General features: G+C 42.7%; 12 protein-coding genes. 9 read left to right on the top strand and 3 right to left on the bottom strand.

Going from position 1 to position 16,254, the window contains the following annotated elements; genetic code table 11:
- Nucleotides 1-18 precede the first annotated feature (18 nt).
- From P343_RS27960 to rpiA, 3 genes are all read right to left on the bottom strand, one after another.
- Nucleotides 19-1,515 carry an aldehyde dehydrogenase family protein gene (locus P343_RS27960; protein WP_023510139.1) on the bottom strand — a complete coding sequence of 499 codons (1,497 nt, stop codon included), beginning with the start codon at nucleotides 1,513-1,515 and terminating at the stop codon, nucleotides 19-21.
- Nucleotides 1,516-1,659: 144 nt separating this feature from the next.
- Nucleotides 1,660-2,628 (bottom strand): Gfo/Idh/MocA family protein, encoded by a 969-nt coding sequence (locus tag P343_RS27955; RefSeq protein ID WP_023510138.1) that lies wholly within the window; start codon nucleotides 2,626-2,628, stop codon nucleotides 1,660-1,662.
- On the bottom strand, nucleotides 2,628-3,329 hold the full coding sequence (gene rpiA / locus P343_RS27950) for a ribose 5-phosphate isomerase A (RefSeq protein ID WP_023510137.1): 702 nt from the start codon (nucleotides 3,327-3,329) through the stop codon (nucleotides 2,628-2,630). Before rpiA ends, P343_RS27955 begins: the two co-directional genes overlap by 1 nt.
- Nucleotides 3,330-3,860: 531 nt before the next feature.
- On the opposite strand from rpiA, the gene P343_RS27945 reads away from it, so the two are divergent.
- From P343_RS27945 to P343_RS27905, 9 genes are all read left to right on the top strand, one after another.
- The gene (locus P343_RS27945; protein ID WP_023510136.1) at nucleotides 3,861-5,072 is read left to right on the top strand and encodes an NRAMP family divalent metal transporter; all 1,212 of its coding nucleotides are present in this window, start codon (nucleotides 3,861-3,863) and stop codon (nucleotides 5,070-5,072) included.
- Between the two features lie 31 nt (nucleotides 5,073-5,103).
- The gene (locus P343_RS27940) at nucleotides 5,104-5,862 is read left to right on the top strand and encodes a LamB/YcsF family protein (protein WP_023510135.1); all 759 of its coding nucleotides are present in this window, start codon (nucleotides 5,104-5,106) and stop codon (nucleotides 5,860-5,862) included.
- 12 nt (nucleotides 5,863-5,874) lie between these two features.
- A complete protein-coding gene (locus P343_RS27935; protein WP_023510134.1) occupies nucleotides 5,875-6,684 on the top strand; it encodes a putative hydro-lyase in 810 nt (269 codons plus the stop codon).
- 71 nt (nucleotides 6,685-6,755) lie between these two features.
- Nucleotides 6,756-7,469 (top strand): 5-oxoprolinase subunit PxpB, encoded by a 714-nt coding sequence (gene pxpB / locus P343_RS27930; RefSeq protein ID WP_023510133.1) that lies wholly within the window; start codon nucleotides 6,756-6,758, stop codon nucleotides 7,467-7,469.
- The gene (locus tag P343_RS27925; protein WP_023510132.1) at nucleotides 7,466-8,464 is read left to right on the top strand and encodes a 5-oxoprolinase subunit C family protein; all 999 of its coding nucleotides are present in this window, start codon (nucleotides 7,466-7,468) and stop codon (nucleotides 8,462-8,464) included. Before pxpB ends, P343_RS27925 begins: the two co-directional genes overlap by 4 nt.
- Before the next feature lie 124 nt (nucleotides 8,465-8,588).
- A complete protein-coding gene (locus P343_RS27920) occupies nucleotides 8,589-9,929 on the top strand; it encodes a C1 family peptidase (protein ID WP_023510131.1) in 1,341 nt (446 codons plus the stop codon).
- Nucleotides 9,930-10,227: 298 nt separating this feature from the next.
- The gene (locus tag P343_RS27915) at nucleotides 10,228-12,543 is read left to right on the top strand and encodes a GW domain-containing glycosaminoglycan-binding protein (protein ID WP_023510130.1); all 2,316 of its coding nucleotides are present in this window, start codon (nucleotides 10,228-10,230) and stop codon (nucleotides 12,541-12,543) included.
- Nucleotides 12,544-12,705: 162 nt separating this feature from the next.
- Nucleotides 12,706-15,033 carry a GW domain-containing glycosaminoglycan-binding protein gene (locus P343_RS27910; RefSeq protein WP_023510129.1) on the top strand — a complete coding sequence of 776 codons (2,328 nt, stop codon included), beginning with the start codon at nucleotides 12,706-12,708 and terminating at the stop codon, nucleotides 15,031-15,033.
- Between the two features lie 171 nt (nucleotides 15,034-15,204).
- The gene (locus tag P343_RS27905) at nucleotides 15,205-16,242 is read left to right on the top strand and encodes an AI-2E family transporter (protein WP_023510128.1); all 1,038 of its coding nucleotides are present in this window, start codon (nucleotides 15,205-15,207) and stop codon (nucleotides 16,240-16,242) included.
- Nucleotides 16,243-16,254 lie beyond the last annotated feature (12 nt).

Here is a 16,254-nt window from a genome sequence, read left to right as displayed (position 1 = left end):
ACGATTTGTTGCTACGAATCAATACAATCCGTCAACAGTTTCTTTTGTGCTGATGTAGATGTTCTTCGTTTGTGTATACGCATCAAGAATGCTCTTGTAGGTTTCGCGACCGATACCTGATTTTTTGTAGCCGCCGAATGGTGCACCTGCAGGAAGCTGGTTGTACGTATTTACCCACATACGTCCTGTACGTACATTGCGCGCAACGCGAAGTGCTGTATTAATGTCACGGGTCCATACGGCGCCACCTAGACCATATTCAGATTGATTTGCCAGTTTAATTGCTTCGTCAGCATCTTTAAACCTAATGACAGTGGCAACTGGTCCGAAGATTTCTTCCTGAGCAATCCGCATGTCATTATTCGCATCAGCAAGTAGGGTAGGTGCCATAAATACACCTTTTTCCAAATTGTTGTCGCTTAGCTTATGTCCCCCGGTAACAAGTTTTGCGCCTTCATCTTGACCGATCTTGACATATTCTAGGATCTTTTCCAGTTGGCGTTTGTTAACTTGAGCACCCATTTGTACGCCGTCCTCCCAAGGGAGGCCAACAGTAACTTTTTCAAACGCTTCTTTTAAAGCGCTAACAAATTTGTCGTAGATGCCTTCCTGAACGAAGATACGAGATCCTGCGCAGCATACCTGACCTTGATTAAAGAGAATACCCAGCTGAGCACCTTCGATCGCGCGTTCCCATGGAGCGTCATCGAAGAAGATATTCGCAGATTTTCCTCCGAGTTCCAAAGTCGCCGGAATTAATCGTTTTGCAGCGGCTGCTGCTACTTCATAGCCGATTTGAGTCGAACCAGTAAATGCGAGCTTTGCAAATCCCGGATGGTGAAGCATATAATCACCGGAGTCAGAACCGCGGCCTGTAATGACGTTAACGACACCGGCAGGGAGCACTTGATCCAGAATTTTTGCTAATTCGAGCAGACTTAGCGAAGTTGATGAAGATGGATGAATCACAACCGTATTCCCGGCAGCAATAGCAGGAGCGATTTTCCATGCGGCCATCAACAGTGGAAAGTTCCAAGGAACGATCTGTCCAACAACACCGATTGGTTCTTTCAAGTTGATGGTCAATGTATTTTCGTCGAGCGCGTTAGCTGTGCCTTCTTCAGAACGGATAACTCCTGCAAAATAGCGGAAGTGATCAGAGCTGGCAGGAACGTCAATCGCTTTTGTTTCGCGAAGCGGCTTGCCGTTATCGAGTGTTTCAACAAGTGCAAGATGATCGGCGTTTTCATCAATGAGATCAGCAATTTTCAAAAGCAATGTGCTTTTTTCCTGAACGCTGACTTCCTTCCAGGATTCAAATGCTTTTGTAGCCGCTTCCACAGCAGCGTCGACATCAGCGTGGCTTGCATCTGTGAATTCGGTAAGCTTTTTACCGGTGCTAGGGTTATAGCTTGCTATTTTTCGGCTTTCAGAACCCTCTACCCATTTACCGCCGATGTATAGTTTGTAATCTGTATCTACTGCTTGCTCCAAGACGTTTTCCTGAATACTCATGACCTATCATCCCTTCAATGTTTGATAATGATTAATATCACAAATCCATTGTAATGCAGACTTTCAAAAATTAAAAAGAAAACGCTCTCTTTTTTTAAAACAATTGTAAAAATCCCTTAAAAGGGATTTCTCAACTATTCTTTTTTATTCGAACGGATAGCGGATCCCCCACTGATCTCGTACATCGGTCATGATCTTCATTACGCCTTCAGTTAGCGGAAGTGTCTTTTCTTCAAGCTCTCCATTGACCACTGCATTCATATAATCATATTCATAGACCATAGCTTCTGCGGTGTTCCCGGCTTCAATGGTTTCCGTGCGTCCATCCGGATAAGTGATCGTTGCTTTGTCAGCTCTTGGAAAATTATCCACAGTAATATAGGCTTTATCGCCGGTGACGATGCCGCGCTTTGGTAATTTGGCTCTCATCGTCAGTGCAATGACAGCCATTTGATCATCCGGATTCTTCAAAATAATTCCAGATTGTTCGTCCACCCCGGTTTCGAAAGGCTTGACTGTCGTCAGCACCTCGGTAGGCTGGCTTGTAAGAAAAAATCTGGTAAAGGACAGGGCATAGGTGCCGATATCCAGAAGTGCGCCTCCTGCTAGGTTCATATTAAAGAAACGACCATTGACATCGTAAGGCTTCAGGCTTCCAAAAGAGACTTGTACCATTTTTACTTCACCGATTACGCCGCTATCAACAATTTCCTTTAATTTTTGGTATAGCGGCATGTGATAAATGGTCATCGCCTCAGCAACAATCAGATTCTTTTCTTTAGCAAAGCGAACGACGGGATCTAGCTGGCGACTGCTCACGGTAATTGCTTTTTCACAGAGCACATGTTTTCCGTTCTCAAGGCATTTTATCAGGTAGCCGTAATGATTTGAATGCGGTGTCGCTAAATAAATGACATCGATTGCTGGGTCATTCAGCATTTCATCGTAGCTTCCGTATGCTTTTTCGATATAATTCTTGTCGGCAAATGCTTGAGCACGTTCTAGACTGCGGGATCCGACACCATATATCTTTCGACCGTTGGCGTGCAGTGTCTGTGCGAATTCGGATGCGATTTGTCCGGGACCAATAATGGCCCAATTTAGTTCCTTCATTAATTCTTCACCTCTTCTGCAGGTTTGCTATACCATTTCATGTTGTTTTCTCCTGCGACGAGTGCTTTCGTTGCGACGTCAACAAAGAGTGAAGTATCAATCACTCCATGTATCGCCTGCAAATCGCTTTCTAATTTACTAATATCCGCCACATGATCAAAATACACATCCATTAATAGATGACCATTGTCAGATACGGTGAATCCGTCTTTTGCGTCACTCTGCCGCATAATCGGCTTACCGCCAAGCAGCTCAGCTTTCTTTTGGACATATGCCATCGAGTCTTCAAGAATTTCAAGGACAACAGGCTTTTCAAAAGTTAGTACCGGCACAAATTTGGATTCATCGACAAGCAGAATGTAATCATCCGCCATTGATGCGATCAGTTTCTCCTTTGTATGGATGCCCCCACCGCTTTTTAGTGCATTGAGTTGTTCATCGACTTGATCACATCCATCGAAGGCAAGGTCGATGTGATCAACGAGCTCTGTGTGAAGCACGTCCAGCCCGTTTTTCAAGCAAAGCAATCTTGTACTTGTCGATGGAGTTACAACGCTAATCTTGAAATTCGGCTTTTCCCTTATGAATTCGATAAGATGGCTGATTGTGCTGCCCCCGCCTAATCCAATCACGGAATGATTTTGAATGATGTCTAAGGCTTCTCGAGCACATGCTTTCTTGATGTCTCCAGATATTGTCATCACCCCCTTTAGCTTGCACATATGTGCATAAAAAATGCATATGTGCCATCTGATGGCTTAAGTATACGCTTTCTTAATTTTACTGTCAAACGATTTTTCTTACTGCTAACAGAATAATGAAATTATTATTCTGTTCAATATTTTACTTTATTAAAAGGTTATTTTTCTATCTTATTTTGTTTCTACCCAAGTATAAACTGAGGAACGCGTGGTGCGAAACTCCTGCGGGATCGAACCAGTTGATGCAGGCCAAGGGAGACTCCGCAGAGCGACTAGATTATTTGTTTGTAAAAAAATGCTAATTCGATCAAAAGTCATACATTGAATCAACTTTAGTTCTGATGTAATAAATGAGTCGTTTATTTATTCACAAGATGATAGCTCTTTTTTCTCAGAGCATAGAATCTCAAAAATAAATAGTGTATTATGTACTATTTAAAGGAATAATTGACAGAAAATAATTGATTTAAAAATAATTACAAAAGTTGTATAATCACCTATAAATTGTATTTTTCAAAGGAGGAGTCATTTTTGGTTAAAAAGAAAAATATAGCCTTTAATGTGGCCATGGGCGCAGCATTTCTGATGGCTATGTCAGCAGTAGGACCGGGATTTTTGACTCAGACGGCCGCGTTTACCGGGCAGCTTGGCGCGGATTTTGGTTTTGCTATCTTAATTTGCATTTTGGTTGATATCGGTGTTCAGCTGAACATCTGGCGAATTATTTGTGTCTCGGGTAAGAAGGCGCAAACAGTTGCTAATGAGTTAGTGCCTGGTCTTGGTTATCTGCTCACGGCATTAATTGTTATGGGGGGACTGACTTTTAACATCGGCAATATCGGTGGTGTTGGGTTGGGATTTAATGTACTCTTTGGCATTTCTCCGGAAAACGGTGCATTGATCGGCGGTGCGATTGCACTTGTCATTTTTCTAGTACGCAATGCTCTTATTGTCATGGATCGCACCGTTCAGGTTCTGGCGGTCGTCAAAGTGCTCCTGATTATATTTATTGTTGCGATCAGCTCACCACCGGTCGGACAAGCGGCTCTGCATACGTTTGTACCTTCTCACATCGATTTTTATTCAATCGTGACCATTGTCGGTGGTACGGTTGGCGGTTATATTTCCTTCTCCGGCGGCCATCGTTTGCTTGAAGGCGGGCTGAGAGGAAAGGAAAGCATTCGATACATAAATGCCGGTGCCTTGACTGGTATTGGCGTAGCGTCAATCATTCGTATTCTTCTATTTCTGGCGGCATTGGCAGTTATTGCGGAAGGGTACAAGCTCAATCCATTAAACCCGGCAGCAAGCATTTTTCAGTCGGCAGCCGGGAACTTTGGTTATAAATTTTTCGGTTTGATCCTGCTTGCAGCGGGTATGACTTCGACTTTGGGATCGACCTTTACATCAGTATCCTTTTTAGACTACTCTAAATCTGATGACAGAAACAATTTCTATCATAAATTACGTCCTTATCTCATTATTTTCTTTATTGTATTTTCTACGGCGATTTTCTACTTTATCGGCAGTCCGGCCAAGGTTCTTGTTATGGTTGGTGCAATCAACGGATTGATTCTTCCGATTGCTCTGGCAATCCTGCTGGTCGCTGTGACAAAGAAAAAGATTATGGGTGAATTGTATAAGCATCCATTATGGCTGACCATTTTTGGATGGATTATTGTTGTGTTCATGGCTTATGCCGGCGTTCAATCCGTTATTAAGGGTTTTTCATCGCTCTTCTGAAAAGCGCATTGTGAAAAAGGAATGATTGATTATGACTCAAATTGATTTAAATTGTGATCTAGGCGAGAGCTTTGGTCATTATGTGATTGGATATGATGAACAGGTATTGCCGCTGATTACTTCGGCAAACGTTGCTTGCGGCTTCCACGCCGGTGACTTTTCGGTTATGCATCAGACGGTAGAACGGGCGAGAAAAAATGGTGTTGCGATTGGCGCACACCCAGGCTTGCCGGATTTGAAAGGATTCGGCCGGAGAGAAATGAAGGTATCGCCTACTGAGGTTTACGATATGGTGGTTTACCAAATTGGAGCATTGCAGGCGATGACAGCAGCGCAAGGAACGCGAATGAATCATGTTAAGCCTCATGGCGCATTGTATCACATGGCTTCAGATCAACAAAAGATCGCTGAGGCAGTGGTTCAGGCTGTTGTGGATGTTAATCCAGACTTGCTGCTTTTTGGCATGGATGGCACATTCCTGACTGAAGTAGGTGAGAAAGCGGGCCTTCATGTGATTTATGAGGCTTACGCCGATAGAACCTATCAAACGGATGGGTCATTAACACCACGGTCGAGGCCGGATGCATTAATCACAGATTCTGATCAGGCTTTGGCACAGGTTCTTGAAATGATTCAATACGGAACCGTCACAACGACGACGAGAGAAAAAGCGAAAGTCCGTGCCGAAACGATCTGCGTCCATGGCGACGGAACGGCAGCGCTGGCTTTTGCTGAAACGATCAGACGTGAGTTACAAGATCGTGGGATAACAATAAAAGCATGGCAATAAGTAATGGAGATGATGGAAGGAATGATGGATATTCTAGATCTTGCCGGCAAAAGACCATCTGAGGTTCGTAATCTGATTCGCAGAGGTTCATGGACTCAACCTACTAGCGGTCTGTCAAATGGTTATACGCAAGCAAACTTAGTGATTCTCCCTGAAAAATATGCATACGATTTTCTGCTGTTCTGTCAGCGTAATCCTAAACCATGTCCGTTACTAGAAGTTCTGGATACCGGTGATCCTATCATTAAATTAACGGCAGAACATGCAGATATTCGAACGGATCTTCCAAAATATCGGGTTTACAGGAACGGCTTGTTGAACGATGAGATCACTGATATCACTTCGTTATGGCAGGAAGACTTTGTATCGTTTCTCATCGGTTGCAGCTTCAGCTTTGAACAGGCGCTGTTGGAAAATGATATCCCAGTACGCCAAATTGAGCAGCAGTGCAATGTACCGATGTTTCGCACGAACATTCCTTGCAAATCAGCAGGAGTATTTGAAGGCCCAATGGTCGTGAGTATGCGTCCGATGACGGAAAAACAAGCCATTCGAGCTATTCAAGTGACCAGTCGTTTTCCTTCTGTTCATGGTGCGCCGGTTCATTTTGGCAATCCAGAGAAAATTGGCATTCATGATTTATTGCATCCAGATTTTGGCGATCCAGTCATCATCAGGGACGGCGAAATTCCGGTGTTTTGGGCTTGTGGTGTGACACCACAGGCTGCCGTCATGGCATCCAAGCCGGAAATTGCCATTACTCACGCACCCGGCCATATGTTCATTACCGATCAAAAAGATACTGTATTTAGTATTTTATAAATGTAGTTTAGACATAAAATTCATTTAAACTTGCCACTTGGCAAGTTTCTTTATTAAGGGGCAACAGAGATATGAAGGTAGAATCTTTTGGTGATCAGGCCGTTCGTGTCATTTTTGGCGACAGGATCGCTCCGTCTGTTCAATTTCAAATTAACCAGTTTCTTATTCTATTTGACCGTTCTCCTTTTCATGGATTTATTGAGTATGTACCCGCTTATACAAATGTTGTCTTCTACTATAATCCGTTGGACGTTATTTGCGGCGGAAGGAAAGACCGCTCTGCCCAACGACAGGTGATGGATTATCTGGAGGATTTGTTAAAGCGTTTGGACATCAACTTAGAAAATGAGGGGAAAAGACGGGTGATCCATATTCCGGTATGCTATGGAGGTGAATTTGGACCGGATCTCAATGAGGTAGCAGCGCTCCATCATTTAACATGTGATGAAGTTATTGCTAAGCATTCATCACCGCAATACTTAGTGTATATGCTTGGATTTGCACCGGGTTTTCCGTTCTTAGGCGGACTTCCTGAGGAACTTGCAACCCCACGACGGGCAACCCCACGTCTCAGAATTGCTGCGGGATCGGTAGGGATTGCCGGTAAGCAAACAGGCGCCTATCCACTGGACTCTCCGGGCGGTTGGCAAATTATTGGCAGAACGCCTATCCTTTTGTTCACACCAAAAGAGAATCCACCTACTTTGCTTGCTGCCGGGGATTTGGTTAAATTTGATCCAATTACAGAACGGGAATATGCTCAATTGAAGGAGGGACATTCATGACACTGACATTGCTTCAAAAAGGATTTGCATCATCCGTTCAGGATCTGGGGCGATTTGGCTTCCAGAAATATGGAATTATTGTTGGCGGAGTGATGGACCCTCCTTCAGCAAAGCTGGCAAACTGGTTAGTTGGGAATACGGACTCTGCGGCTCTAATTGAGTATTCTTTTATGGGGCCATCCGTTCTTTTTACTGAAGATACGCTGTTCGCGCTTACCGGTGCCGATTGCCATCCAAGCCTTGACAGGCGGGAGATTGGAACGGGACGACCGTGTTTCGCACGACAAGGTCAGATTCTGACTGTGGGTGGCTTGGTCTCGGGCAGCAGAGGTTACCTTGCTGTGGCAGGAGGTATAGATACGCCGGAATGGTTTGGCAGTCGCTCTACCTATGAACGGGCTGGACAAGGCGGCTTTAAGGGAAGATTGTTACAAGATCAAGATCAAATACCGGTTGGGAAGCCCTCAGAATTTGCAATGAGGATCCTAGAAGAAATGTCTCGATCTGGAGAAACGATGTCTAAATGGTTCTTTTCATTTCACAGGTCATATCGGGGGACTAAAATTATTCGTATTATTCCGGATATGCTTTGGAAACGTTTTTCAGAAAAGAGTCGGCATGCGTTCTTGACAACTGATTATCAGATTACTGCATCATCTGATCGAATGGGTTATCGATTGGAAGGAGAGAGTCTTGAATTGGATCAACCGCTCGAACTTTTTTCGGAAGCGGTGACAAACGGATCGATTCAGGTTCCTCGAAGCGGACAACCAATAATTCTCCTGACTGATCATCAGTCAACAGGAGGATATCCGCGTATTGCACAGGTCGCCTCGGTGGATTTGCCGATGCTCGCTCAATTGGGACCAAGCAGTAAGCTGCGTTTTCATAGCATTTCTGTTGAAGAAGCAGAAATGCTATTCGTAAATAGCAGGAAAGACTTTGATCTGCTGCGAAAAAGAGTACATGCACAAATAGCTTCTACCGTATGTTAAATCTCAAAAAGGATATGTCATAATATCTAACATATCTTCTCATCCTTCAATGTGTTACCTTTGCTAAGCTATTTTTTTAGACATATAATGGTTTTTGTTAGTGAACTTTAAGGGGGAGAATGAAATGGCAAAAGAAATTTCAGCATCAATGATTGAGAAGTTTTCTGACAAAATACAGACTACGGCAGAAAATAAAGTAATTAAAGATGCAGTAATGAAGAACGGAATCAAAGCGGCAACGTTAAATAGTGAGGCAGTCGTATCGATGAATCCGGTATTCTCGGAGGAAATCGAGACCGGTAAAGTATCTGATCAGAAAGCAAGTGGAAGATGCTGGATGTTTGCCGCACTAAATACATTTCGCCACAAATTAAGTGACGCATTTAATCTCAAAGACTTCGAACTCTCGCAAAATTATACTCTGTTCTGGGATAAGTTTGAGAAATCGAATTTCTTCCTTGAGAGTATTATAGATACCGCAAATGAACCACTCGAAGGCAGGCTTGTCACTTGGCTCATGGACACACCGCAACAAGATGGCGGCCAATGGGATATGCTTGTTGCAATTGTTGAAAAATATGGCGTTGTGCCTAAGCAAGTGATGCCGGAAACGTTCCAGAGCGGTAGGACATTGGAACTGAACCGCGTGCTGGATACAAAGCTGCGCGAGGATGCCGGTGTTCTGCGAAATATGAGTGCAGACGGGAAATCAAGAGAAGAACTTGAAGAAGCAAAAACAGGTATGTTGAGCGATATTTATCGCATTCTCGCGTTCGTGCTTGGTGAACCGCCGAAGACATTTGACTTTGAATATCGCGATGAAGATAAGGATTTCCACAGAGAAATTGGTATAACGCCACAGGCCTTTTTCAAAAAATATGTTGATCTTGATTTGAATGATTATGTCGCCGTGATCAACGCGCCAACCAAAGACAAGCCATATAACAAGACCTACACAGTTCAATACCTCGGTACCGTTGTCGGCGGCCATCCAATCAAGTATTTAAATGTCGACATGGAAACACTGAAGAGTCTCGCAATCAGCCAGATCAAGAATAAGGAATCGGTATGGTTCGGCTGTGATGTGGTCTTGTACTCAGATAATACGCTCGGCATTATGGATACGGACTTGTTTGATTATGATACAGCGTTTGGCACCGAGTTTAAAATGACCAAAGCTGAGCGTCTAGATTACAAGCACAGCTGTCTGTCACATGCAATGGTACTAACGGGTGTTAACCTCGTTGACGGCAAGTCGAATCGCTGGAAGGTAGAAAACAGCTGGGGCGAGAAGTGGGGAACAAAGGGCTATTTTGTGATGAGTGACGCTTGGATGGATGAATACACCTATCAAGTTGTGATCAATAAGAAATATCTTTCAGACGAACTGAAAGCTGCGTTTGAACAAGAACCTATTGAGTTAAAGCCTTGGGATCCTATGGGAGCCCTGGCTGTTATGCAATAAGAGGGAACCGCTAAGCCGCTCTGATCTCAGGGCGGTTTTTATTTTTGTCGAGAATTATTTGGTAGCTCCTGTATGCATGACCTAATCTAGGAAAAGTATCCATGTTGGTTCTGAAAAATTGGGGATAAAGCCATCATCCTATTGTTAGAAGACTCGTAGAAGAGTTATACTTATAAAAGTAGTTTCAATTCGTTAAATTTACAGAGAAGTTTACATATGATCCAAGCTTTAAATGTTTTCCCTCAGACTTTTGCCTCTCAGAGCATTAAGCCGTTATCCTCGAAAGGAGTCATTAATATTGGAAAGTCAATTTCGTATGAAACACATTTATTTTTCAGTGCTACTTGTCGTCATTTTGTTGTTGAGCCTTTTTTCCTACTACCCTGCGCAAGCGAAGAAATCTTATACATATTACGTGCATAAGACTTCGAAGCTGTACACGAATTCAAAAAGTTCCAAGCAGTTCATCCGTTATGTCCCGATCAACGCTAAGCTGACAACCACCAGCAAGAAATCAAGCAAAATGTACAAAGTGACGTATGGCGGGCAAACCGGTTACGTTTATCGCTCCAATCTATGGACACGAAGAACGACAATTGGCCGTTACATACACAAAACATCCTATTTGTACTCAAGCCGTGACGGATCGAAACAGCGCATTTGGAAAATAGCGGTTAATAAAAGTCTCACAACCGACAGCAACATGAATTCAACAATGTATCACGTGAACTACAATGGGAGACGTGGTTACGTATACAAATCAAACCTCTCTCCATATAAAACTACCGTTGTTAAATATGTGAAGAAGGACTCTAGGCAATATAAAGATTACAACCACACAAGGCGTTATTCAGGCACAATTCCGTTAGGGACAAGATTAGAGACACAAAGCCCTCAATCAAATAAGATGTTCTGGGTTACCTACAATGGCAGAAAGAGTTACGTCTATGCAAGCAATCTGACCAATGCTGAGTTGACTTACGCCTACAATAATCCAGTTGCAGACAACACGTACGGTGTTGTTTCTGAAGGCGGAAATCATGGGATTTGGGATCAGCCTTATGGAATCAGGGATGCGAGATCAGTTGGAAATATTGCGGATTATGAACGTGTGCCACTGAACGTACTTCGCGAGTCTGAAGTCGGTAATGTAGCCTGGTATCAGGTTGGCGCAGATGGTCGGACCTTGGGCTGGATTCACAAAGATATCGTCCAAATTACCTCAAACACCGCAAATGACGGAAGCATTCCTCATTTGGCTGTAGCTAATGTGTCGAACACTAACGGATTTTTGTATCAGACACCCGGCAATGGAATCATTTCCGGATTGAATATCTATGCCAATCTGAAACTTAGGGTTGACTTGATAGCAAATAATGGCGAATGGGTTCACGTTAAGAAATATACAGCTGGAACTTCTTTGGGTTGGGTAAAAGCAACTGATCTATCTATTCAAAATAATAAGTCCGGTCAAGCGCTAAATGTAAACTACAGTGCCACCATTTCCAGCAGCAAGGCGCCGATCTTTGATGATGAAGACCATTTTGTCGGCTATAGCGGGCAGTTCAATGCAAGCAATCGCTATGTTCAGATTAATGAAGAAAAGCAAGTGGAAAACGAAGAACGATACCGCATTTCCTATAACCATCATGTGATCGGGTGGGTAGTCAGCACGGCATTGAATCTTGAAAATAAGACGCAAGCCTACAAACAAGTTGGGGACGCCAATGCAGGGATTTATAACGGACAATACGGAAACGGTGATGTACCGGATACCGGCAGCCGCATTGGATCCCTTTCTGAGTACAGAAACCGAATGATTGAAATTATCAAGCAATATGGCGATTGGTCCTTTGTAAAATACAACGATTGGTATGGAAAAGCAGGAAAGGATCTTGATATTGGGTGGGTACAAACAAACAGCCTGTCCACGTTAAATGATCATACAACACTTTTTGAGCGGAAGCTGTCTGCAATGAGTGGCAATCAACAAGGCCTTGCGTACAATCCGAAGACAGACACTTATTACATCGGCTATGACTTAGGCGGCGGTTATGGCAAGATTGTCGCTTATCAGAATGGAGAAGCTGTTAATCAATCAGCGGCAATGCCGCTGGGTCATACCTGTGCAATTAGCTACAGCGAAGCGAACGATAAGATTTATGCTGTCAGCAGTGCCGGAGATACGCCGGTTCTCTATATCATTGATCCAAACAACCTTACTCAGCAAACAGATGGAATAAAATTGGATGGCAACAAGATCCCTTATGTAGCGATGATGACGGTAAAAGATGACCGTACATTGATCTTGATGACAGAATCTCTAGGCGGAGCAGATACGTTCTTCAACTATGATTTGATTTCCCATGAGCTGACTCGAACAGCACAAATTGCCAAAATGGGTGTTGTCCAGGGCATGCAGTATGACAATGGAAAAATCTATTTTCTGGCGAATAACTTCATTACCGTGCTTGATTCTAATTATAATATTTCGGATCGTTTCCGTTTCTCGATTCCAGATGGCGGAACACCGCAGGAAAGTGAAGGGCTCACAGTAGTTAACGGCAAACTTGCTATAGGCTTTGCTGATCATTCCGTTTATATTGAAAAATAAAAAACAGTTTAACACAGATGCCCGTGGCTCTAACGACCGTTCGGGCATCTTTTCATAACCGATATAGTACTGTGCTTCCAAGGTTAAGTAATTGTGGTAAAGCATAAATGGGTATGGCCGAGTACTAACGCATGTATCATATGAAAGGAGCTTTATTAAATAGTGAAACAGGCAACGAAAACAACCACTTTTTTACTTTTATTTTTACTCGTATTTAGTTTTTTATCGTATTACCCGGCGCATGCTAAGGCATCCCGTACTTATTATGTGCATAATACAGCATCGTTTTACTCTGCTTCAAATGCGAAGCAGCAAATTGGCCAGATCCCAATTAATGCCAAACTGAAAACGACCAGTAAAAAGACAAGCAGAATGTACAAAGTAAGTTATGCAGGCAAAACGGGCTATGTGTATCGATCGAGTTTATGGACAAAAAGAACGACAGTAAAACGTTACATTCATAAAACTGCATATCTCTACACTGGTTCGACTGCAGCGAAGCAGCGCATACAAACAATTGCCATCAATAACAGCCTGACAACAGACAGCAATCTGAATAATAAAATGTATCACGTAACCTATAAGGGCAAGAAGGGTTATGTGTATGCGACCAATCTTTCCACTCAAAAAACGCCGATAACAAAGTTTGTGATTAAGGCATCAACACGTTACAAAAATTACGCCCATACCAAGAAATATAAAGGCACCATACCAGTAAACACGGTACTGACGACAACAAGTCCCCAGTCTAACAAGCTTTATTGGGTAAATTACAATGGCGTGAATAGTTATGTTTATGCTTCGAATTTGGCGAACAGTCAAGTGAACTATTCTTATAATAATCCTGTCGCACCGGATACCTATGGTGTTGTTTCTGACGGTGCGGACCATGGAATTTGGGATCAGCCTTATGGAATTGCCGGTGCCAAATCCATTGGCCGGATTGCAGATTATAATCTGCTGCCTTTGACTATTCTCCGTGAATCTAAGGTTAGCAACACAGAATGGTTCCAAATAGGCGTCGATGGTCAGATTCTGGGATGGGTACATAAAGATACGGTACAGATTACTTCTGGAACGGCCGATGACGGCAGTATCCCGCATTTAGCAGTCGCCAGCGTAAAAAATGTCAATGGGCAGCTCTATGGAACAGTTAATGGAACTGCACTTCCTGTTTTTTTAAACATTTACGCAAATCTCAAGCTGAAAATCGATCAAGTTGCTGATAATGGTCGCTGGGTACATATAAAAAAATATACGGCAGGAACTGTTCTTGGTTGGGTTAAAACCGACGACTTAAACGTGCAGGATGTCGTTTCTTCAGGCACATTGAACGTTAACTATAATGCAACTATATCGAGCGATACAGCACCGATTTTTGATGACCGAGCTAACTTTGTCGGTTATAGCGGCCAATACAATGCGAGCAATCGTGTTGTTCAGATTAATCAAGAAAAGCAAGTTGAAAATGAAGAGATGTACCGAATCTCATTTAATCATCACGTTATTGGTTGGGTGCGAAGTAATGCTCTGAATCTCGTGAACAGCACACAAGACTATAAGCAAGTGCGCGACTTAAATACAAATGCAGGAATTTATAATGGCCAGAGTAGCGGCGATGCTCCCGATAGTAATGCGCGTATCGGAAATCTGGGCGACTACAGCAATCGGATGCTCGAAGTCATCAAACAGTCCGATGGCTGGTCTTTCCTCAAATATAATGACTGGTATGGAAAACCAGATAAAGATATTGACATCGGCTGGGTTCAAAATGATTACTTGAACGACTTAAGATTCCAAGGATTCAACGACCTATTTACCGCTGATAACGGCAATCAGCAAGGTCTTGCCTATAACAATGAAAAAAACACTTTTTATGTTGGCTATGATCTTGGGAATGGCATGGGTAAAATTATCGCTTATCCACTCGATGAAAATAATCAAGTGATTAACGATCAGATTAGAATTTCTAAGAGTCTGCCATTAGGTCATACGTGCGCAGTCAGCTACAGTCCATACACCAAAAGACTGTATGCGGTAAGCAGTGCAGGCGACTCACCAAAACTCTACACCATTGATCCGGATACTTTAACACCAGAATCAGAAGACGGGGTTAAGATTAATAACCAAGTCATTCCATATGTGGCCATGATGACAGTCAAGGATGAACATACACTGATCCTTATGACCGAATCATTCGGTGACGATACATTCTTTGACTATGATTTAAACAACCCGAACAATCCACTCAGCAATAAGGTTCAGTTAAAGAAAATGGGAGTGGTCCAAGGCATGCAATATGATGATGGAAATCTTTATTTTCTCACCAATAACTATATAACGGTATTGGATCAGAGCATGAAGCTTGTGGATCGCTTCCATTTTTCCATTCCAAATGGGGAGCTGCCGCAGGAGAGTGAAGGGCTGACACGAGTAAATGGGAAACTAGTTGTTGGGCTTTCCGGACATAAGATTTACATTCAACAATAAAGGTGAGATAAGAGGATGCACGTTTGTGCATCCTCTATTTCCCTTCCTTCATTTCTAATGATTTGTTTTGCATCTATGTTGAAAAACAACTAAAATAAAAGTATGTATCTGTTCCTATTACTAGATATAAAAACTTGGGACAGCAGAAAAGGAGAAAAGGAAACAGAAACTATGAATTTACTGATCGGGTACTTGCAAAAACAATCAATCAGACGTGTCCTGATTTTTGCCCTGCTGGTTTTTATCGTTTATCTGCTTAGAAGTTTGATTGATTTGCTGCTCCTTACGTTTATTTTTTGTTTTTTAGTGGATCGTTTGGAGACTTTTGTCCATCAAAAGATGAAGCTGCCTAGACGACTTGTGGTGATAGTGCTTTATTCACTTATTGCGCTAGGCATTTACGCGGCCGTTACAATCTATCTGCCGATCATTGCTGATCAGACTGTACAGCTATTTGATTCCATCATGAAGACGATTAAAGAATTCCGGGGTTCGGTAGTTGTTAATGCTATTTTTGATCAGCTTCAAAAATATAATGTCGAATCGTATTTGAAATCCGGTGTTAAATTTCTGATCGATTCATTTTCGTCCTTTGGTTCATTTACGATCGACCTATTTCTGGCGTTGCTGCTCAGCTTGTTTTTCTCACTTGAGAAAGAGCGATTGTTCCAGTTTTCGAAAGGCTTTAAGGTAAGTAAAATTGGGTTTCTATATGAAGAGGTTGCTTTTTTCGGTTCACGATTCGTTCAGACGTTCGGCAAGGTGATCGAGGCACAGTTTGTTATTGCACTCGTAAATACGGCCATTACCGCAGTCATCCTGGCCATTCTTCATTTTCCACAATTGTTCAGCTTGATTCTGATGGTGTTTGTGCTTAGTTTGATCCCGGTTGCTGGGGTTGTAATCTCACTGATTCCGTTGTGCACGATCGGATACACAATCGGTGGTATTCAGGACGTTATTTACATGGTGCTGACTATTCTCGTTGTTCACGCAGTGGAAGCTTATGTGTTAAATCCGAAACTGATGTCGGCAAAGACAGAACTTCCGGTCTTCTACACCTTTGTTGTGCTAATTTTCTCTGAACACTTCTTTGGAATCTGGGGTCTGATCGTCGGTTTACCTATTTTCGTTTTCCTGATTGATGTGCTTGGCGTAGAATACAAACGTCCGGCTAAGAAACGATCCTTCAACCGTTCAAAAGAATAATAATCAATCATA

The organism is Sporolactobacillus laevolacticus DSM 442, assembly GCF_000497245.1.
GTDB classification, from domain to species: Bacteria; Bacillota; Bacilli; order Bacillales; family Sporolactobacillaceae; genus Sporolactobacillus; species Sporolactobacillus laevolacticus.
This window is presented reverse-complemented; position numbering and strand designations above follow the sequence as displayed.

Excerpts from the sequence above, each read along its gene's own strand:
- P343_RS27905 (WP_023510128.1), top strand. The coding sequence starts at position 15,205 with ATGAATTTACTGATCGGGTACTTGCAAAAACAATCAATCAGACGTGTC.
- pxpB (WP_023510133.1), top strand. The coding sequence starts at position 6,756 with ATGAAGGTAGAATCTTTTGGTGATCAGGCCGTTCGTGTCATTTTTGGC.
- rpiA (WP_023510137.1), bottom strand. The coding sequence starts at position 3,329 with ATGACAATATCTGGAGACATCAAGAAAGCATGTGCTCGAGAAGCCTTA.
- P343_RS27935 (WP_023510134.1), top strand. The coding sequence starts at position 5,875 with ATGGAAGGAATGATGGATATTCTAGATCTTGCCGGCAAAAGACCATCT.
- P343_RS27955 (WP_023510138.1), bottom strand. The coding sequence starts at position 2,628 with ATGAAGGAACTAAATTGGGCCATTATTGGTCCCGGACAAATCGCATCC.
- P343_RS27940 (WP_023510135.1), top strand. The coding sequence starts at position 5,104 with ATGACTCAAATTGATTTAAATTGTGATCTAGGCGAGAGCTTTGGTCAT.
- P343_RS27925 (WP_023510132.1), top strand. The coding sequence starts at position 7,466 with ATGACACTGACATTGCTTCAAAAAGGATTTGCATCATCCGTTCAGGAT.
- P343_RS27920 (WP_023510131.1), top strand. The coding sequence starts at position 8,589 with ATGGCAAAAGAAATTTCAGCATCAATGATTGAGAAGTTTTCTGACAAA.
- P343_RS27960 (WP_023510139.1), bottom strand. The coding sequence starts at position 1,515 with ATGAGTATTCAGGAAAACGTCTTGGAGCAAGCAGTAGATACAGATTAC.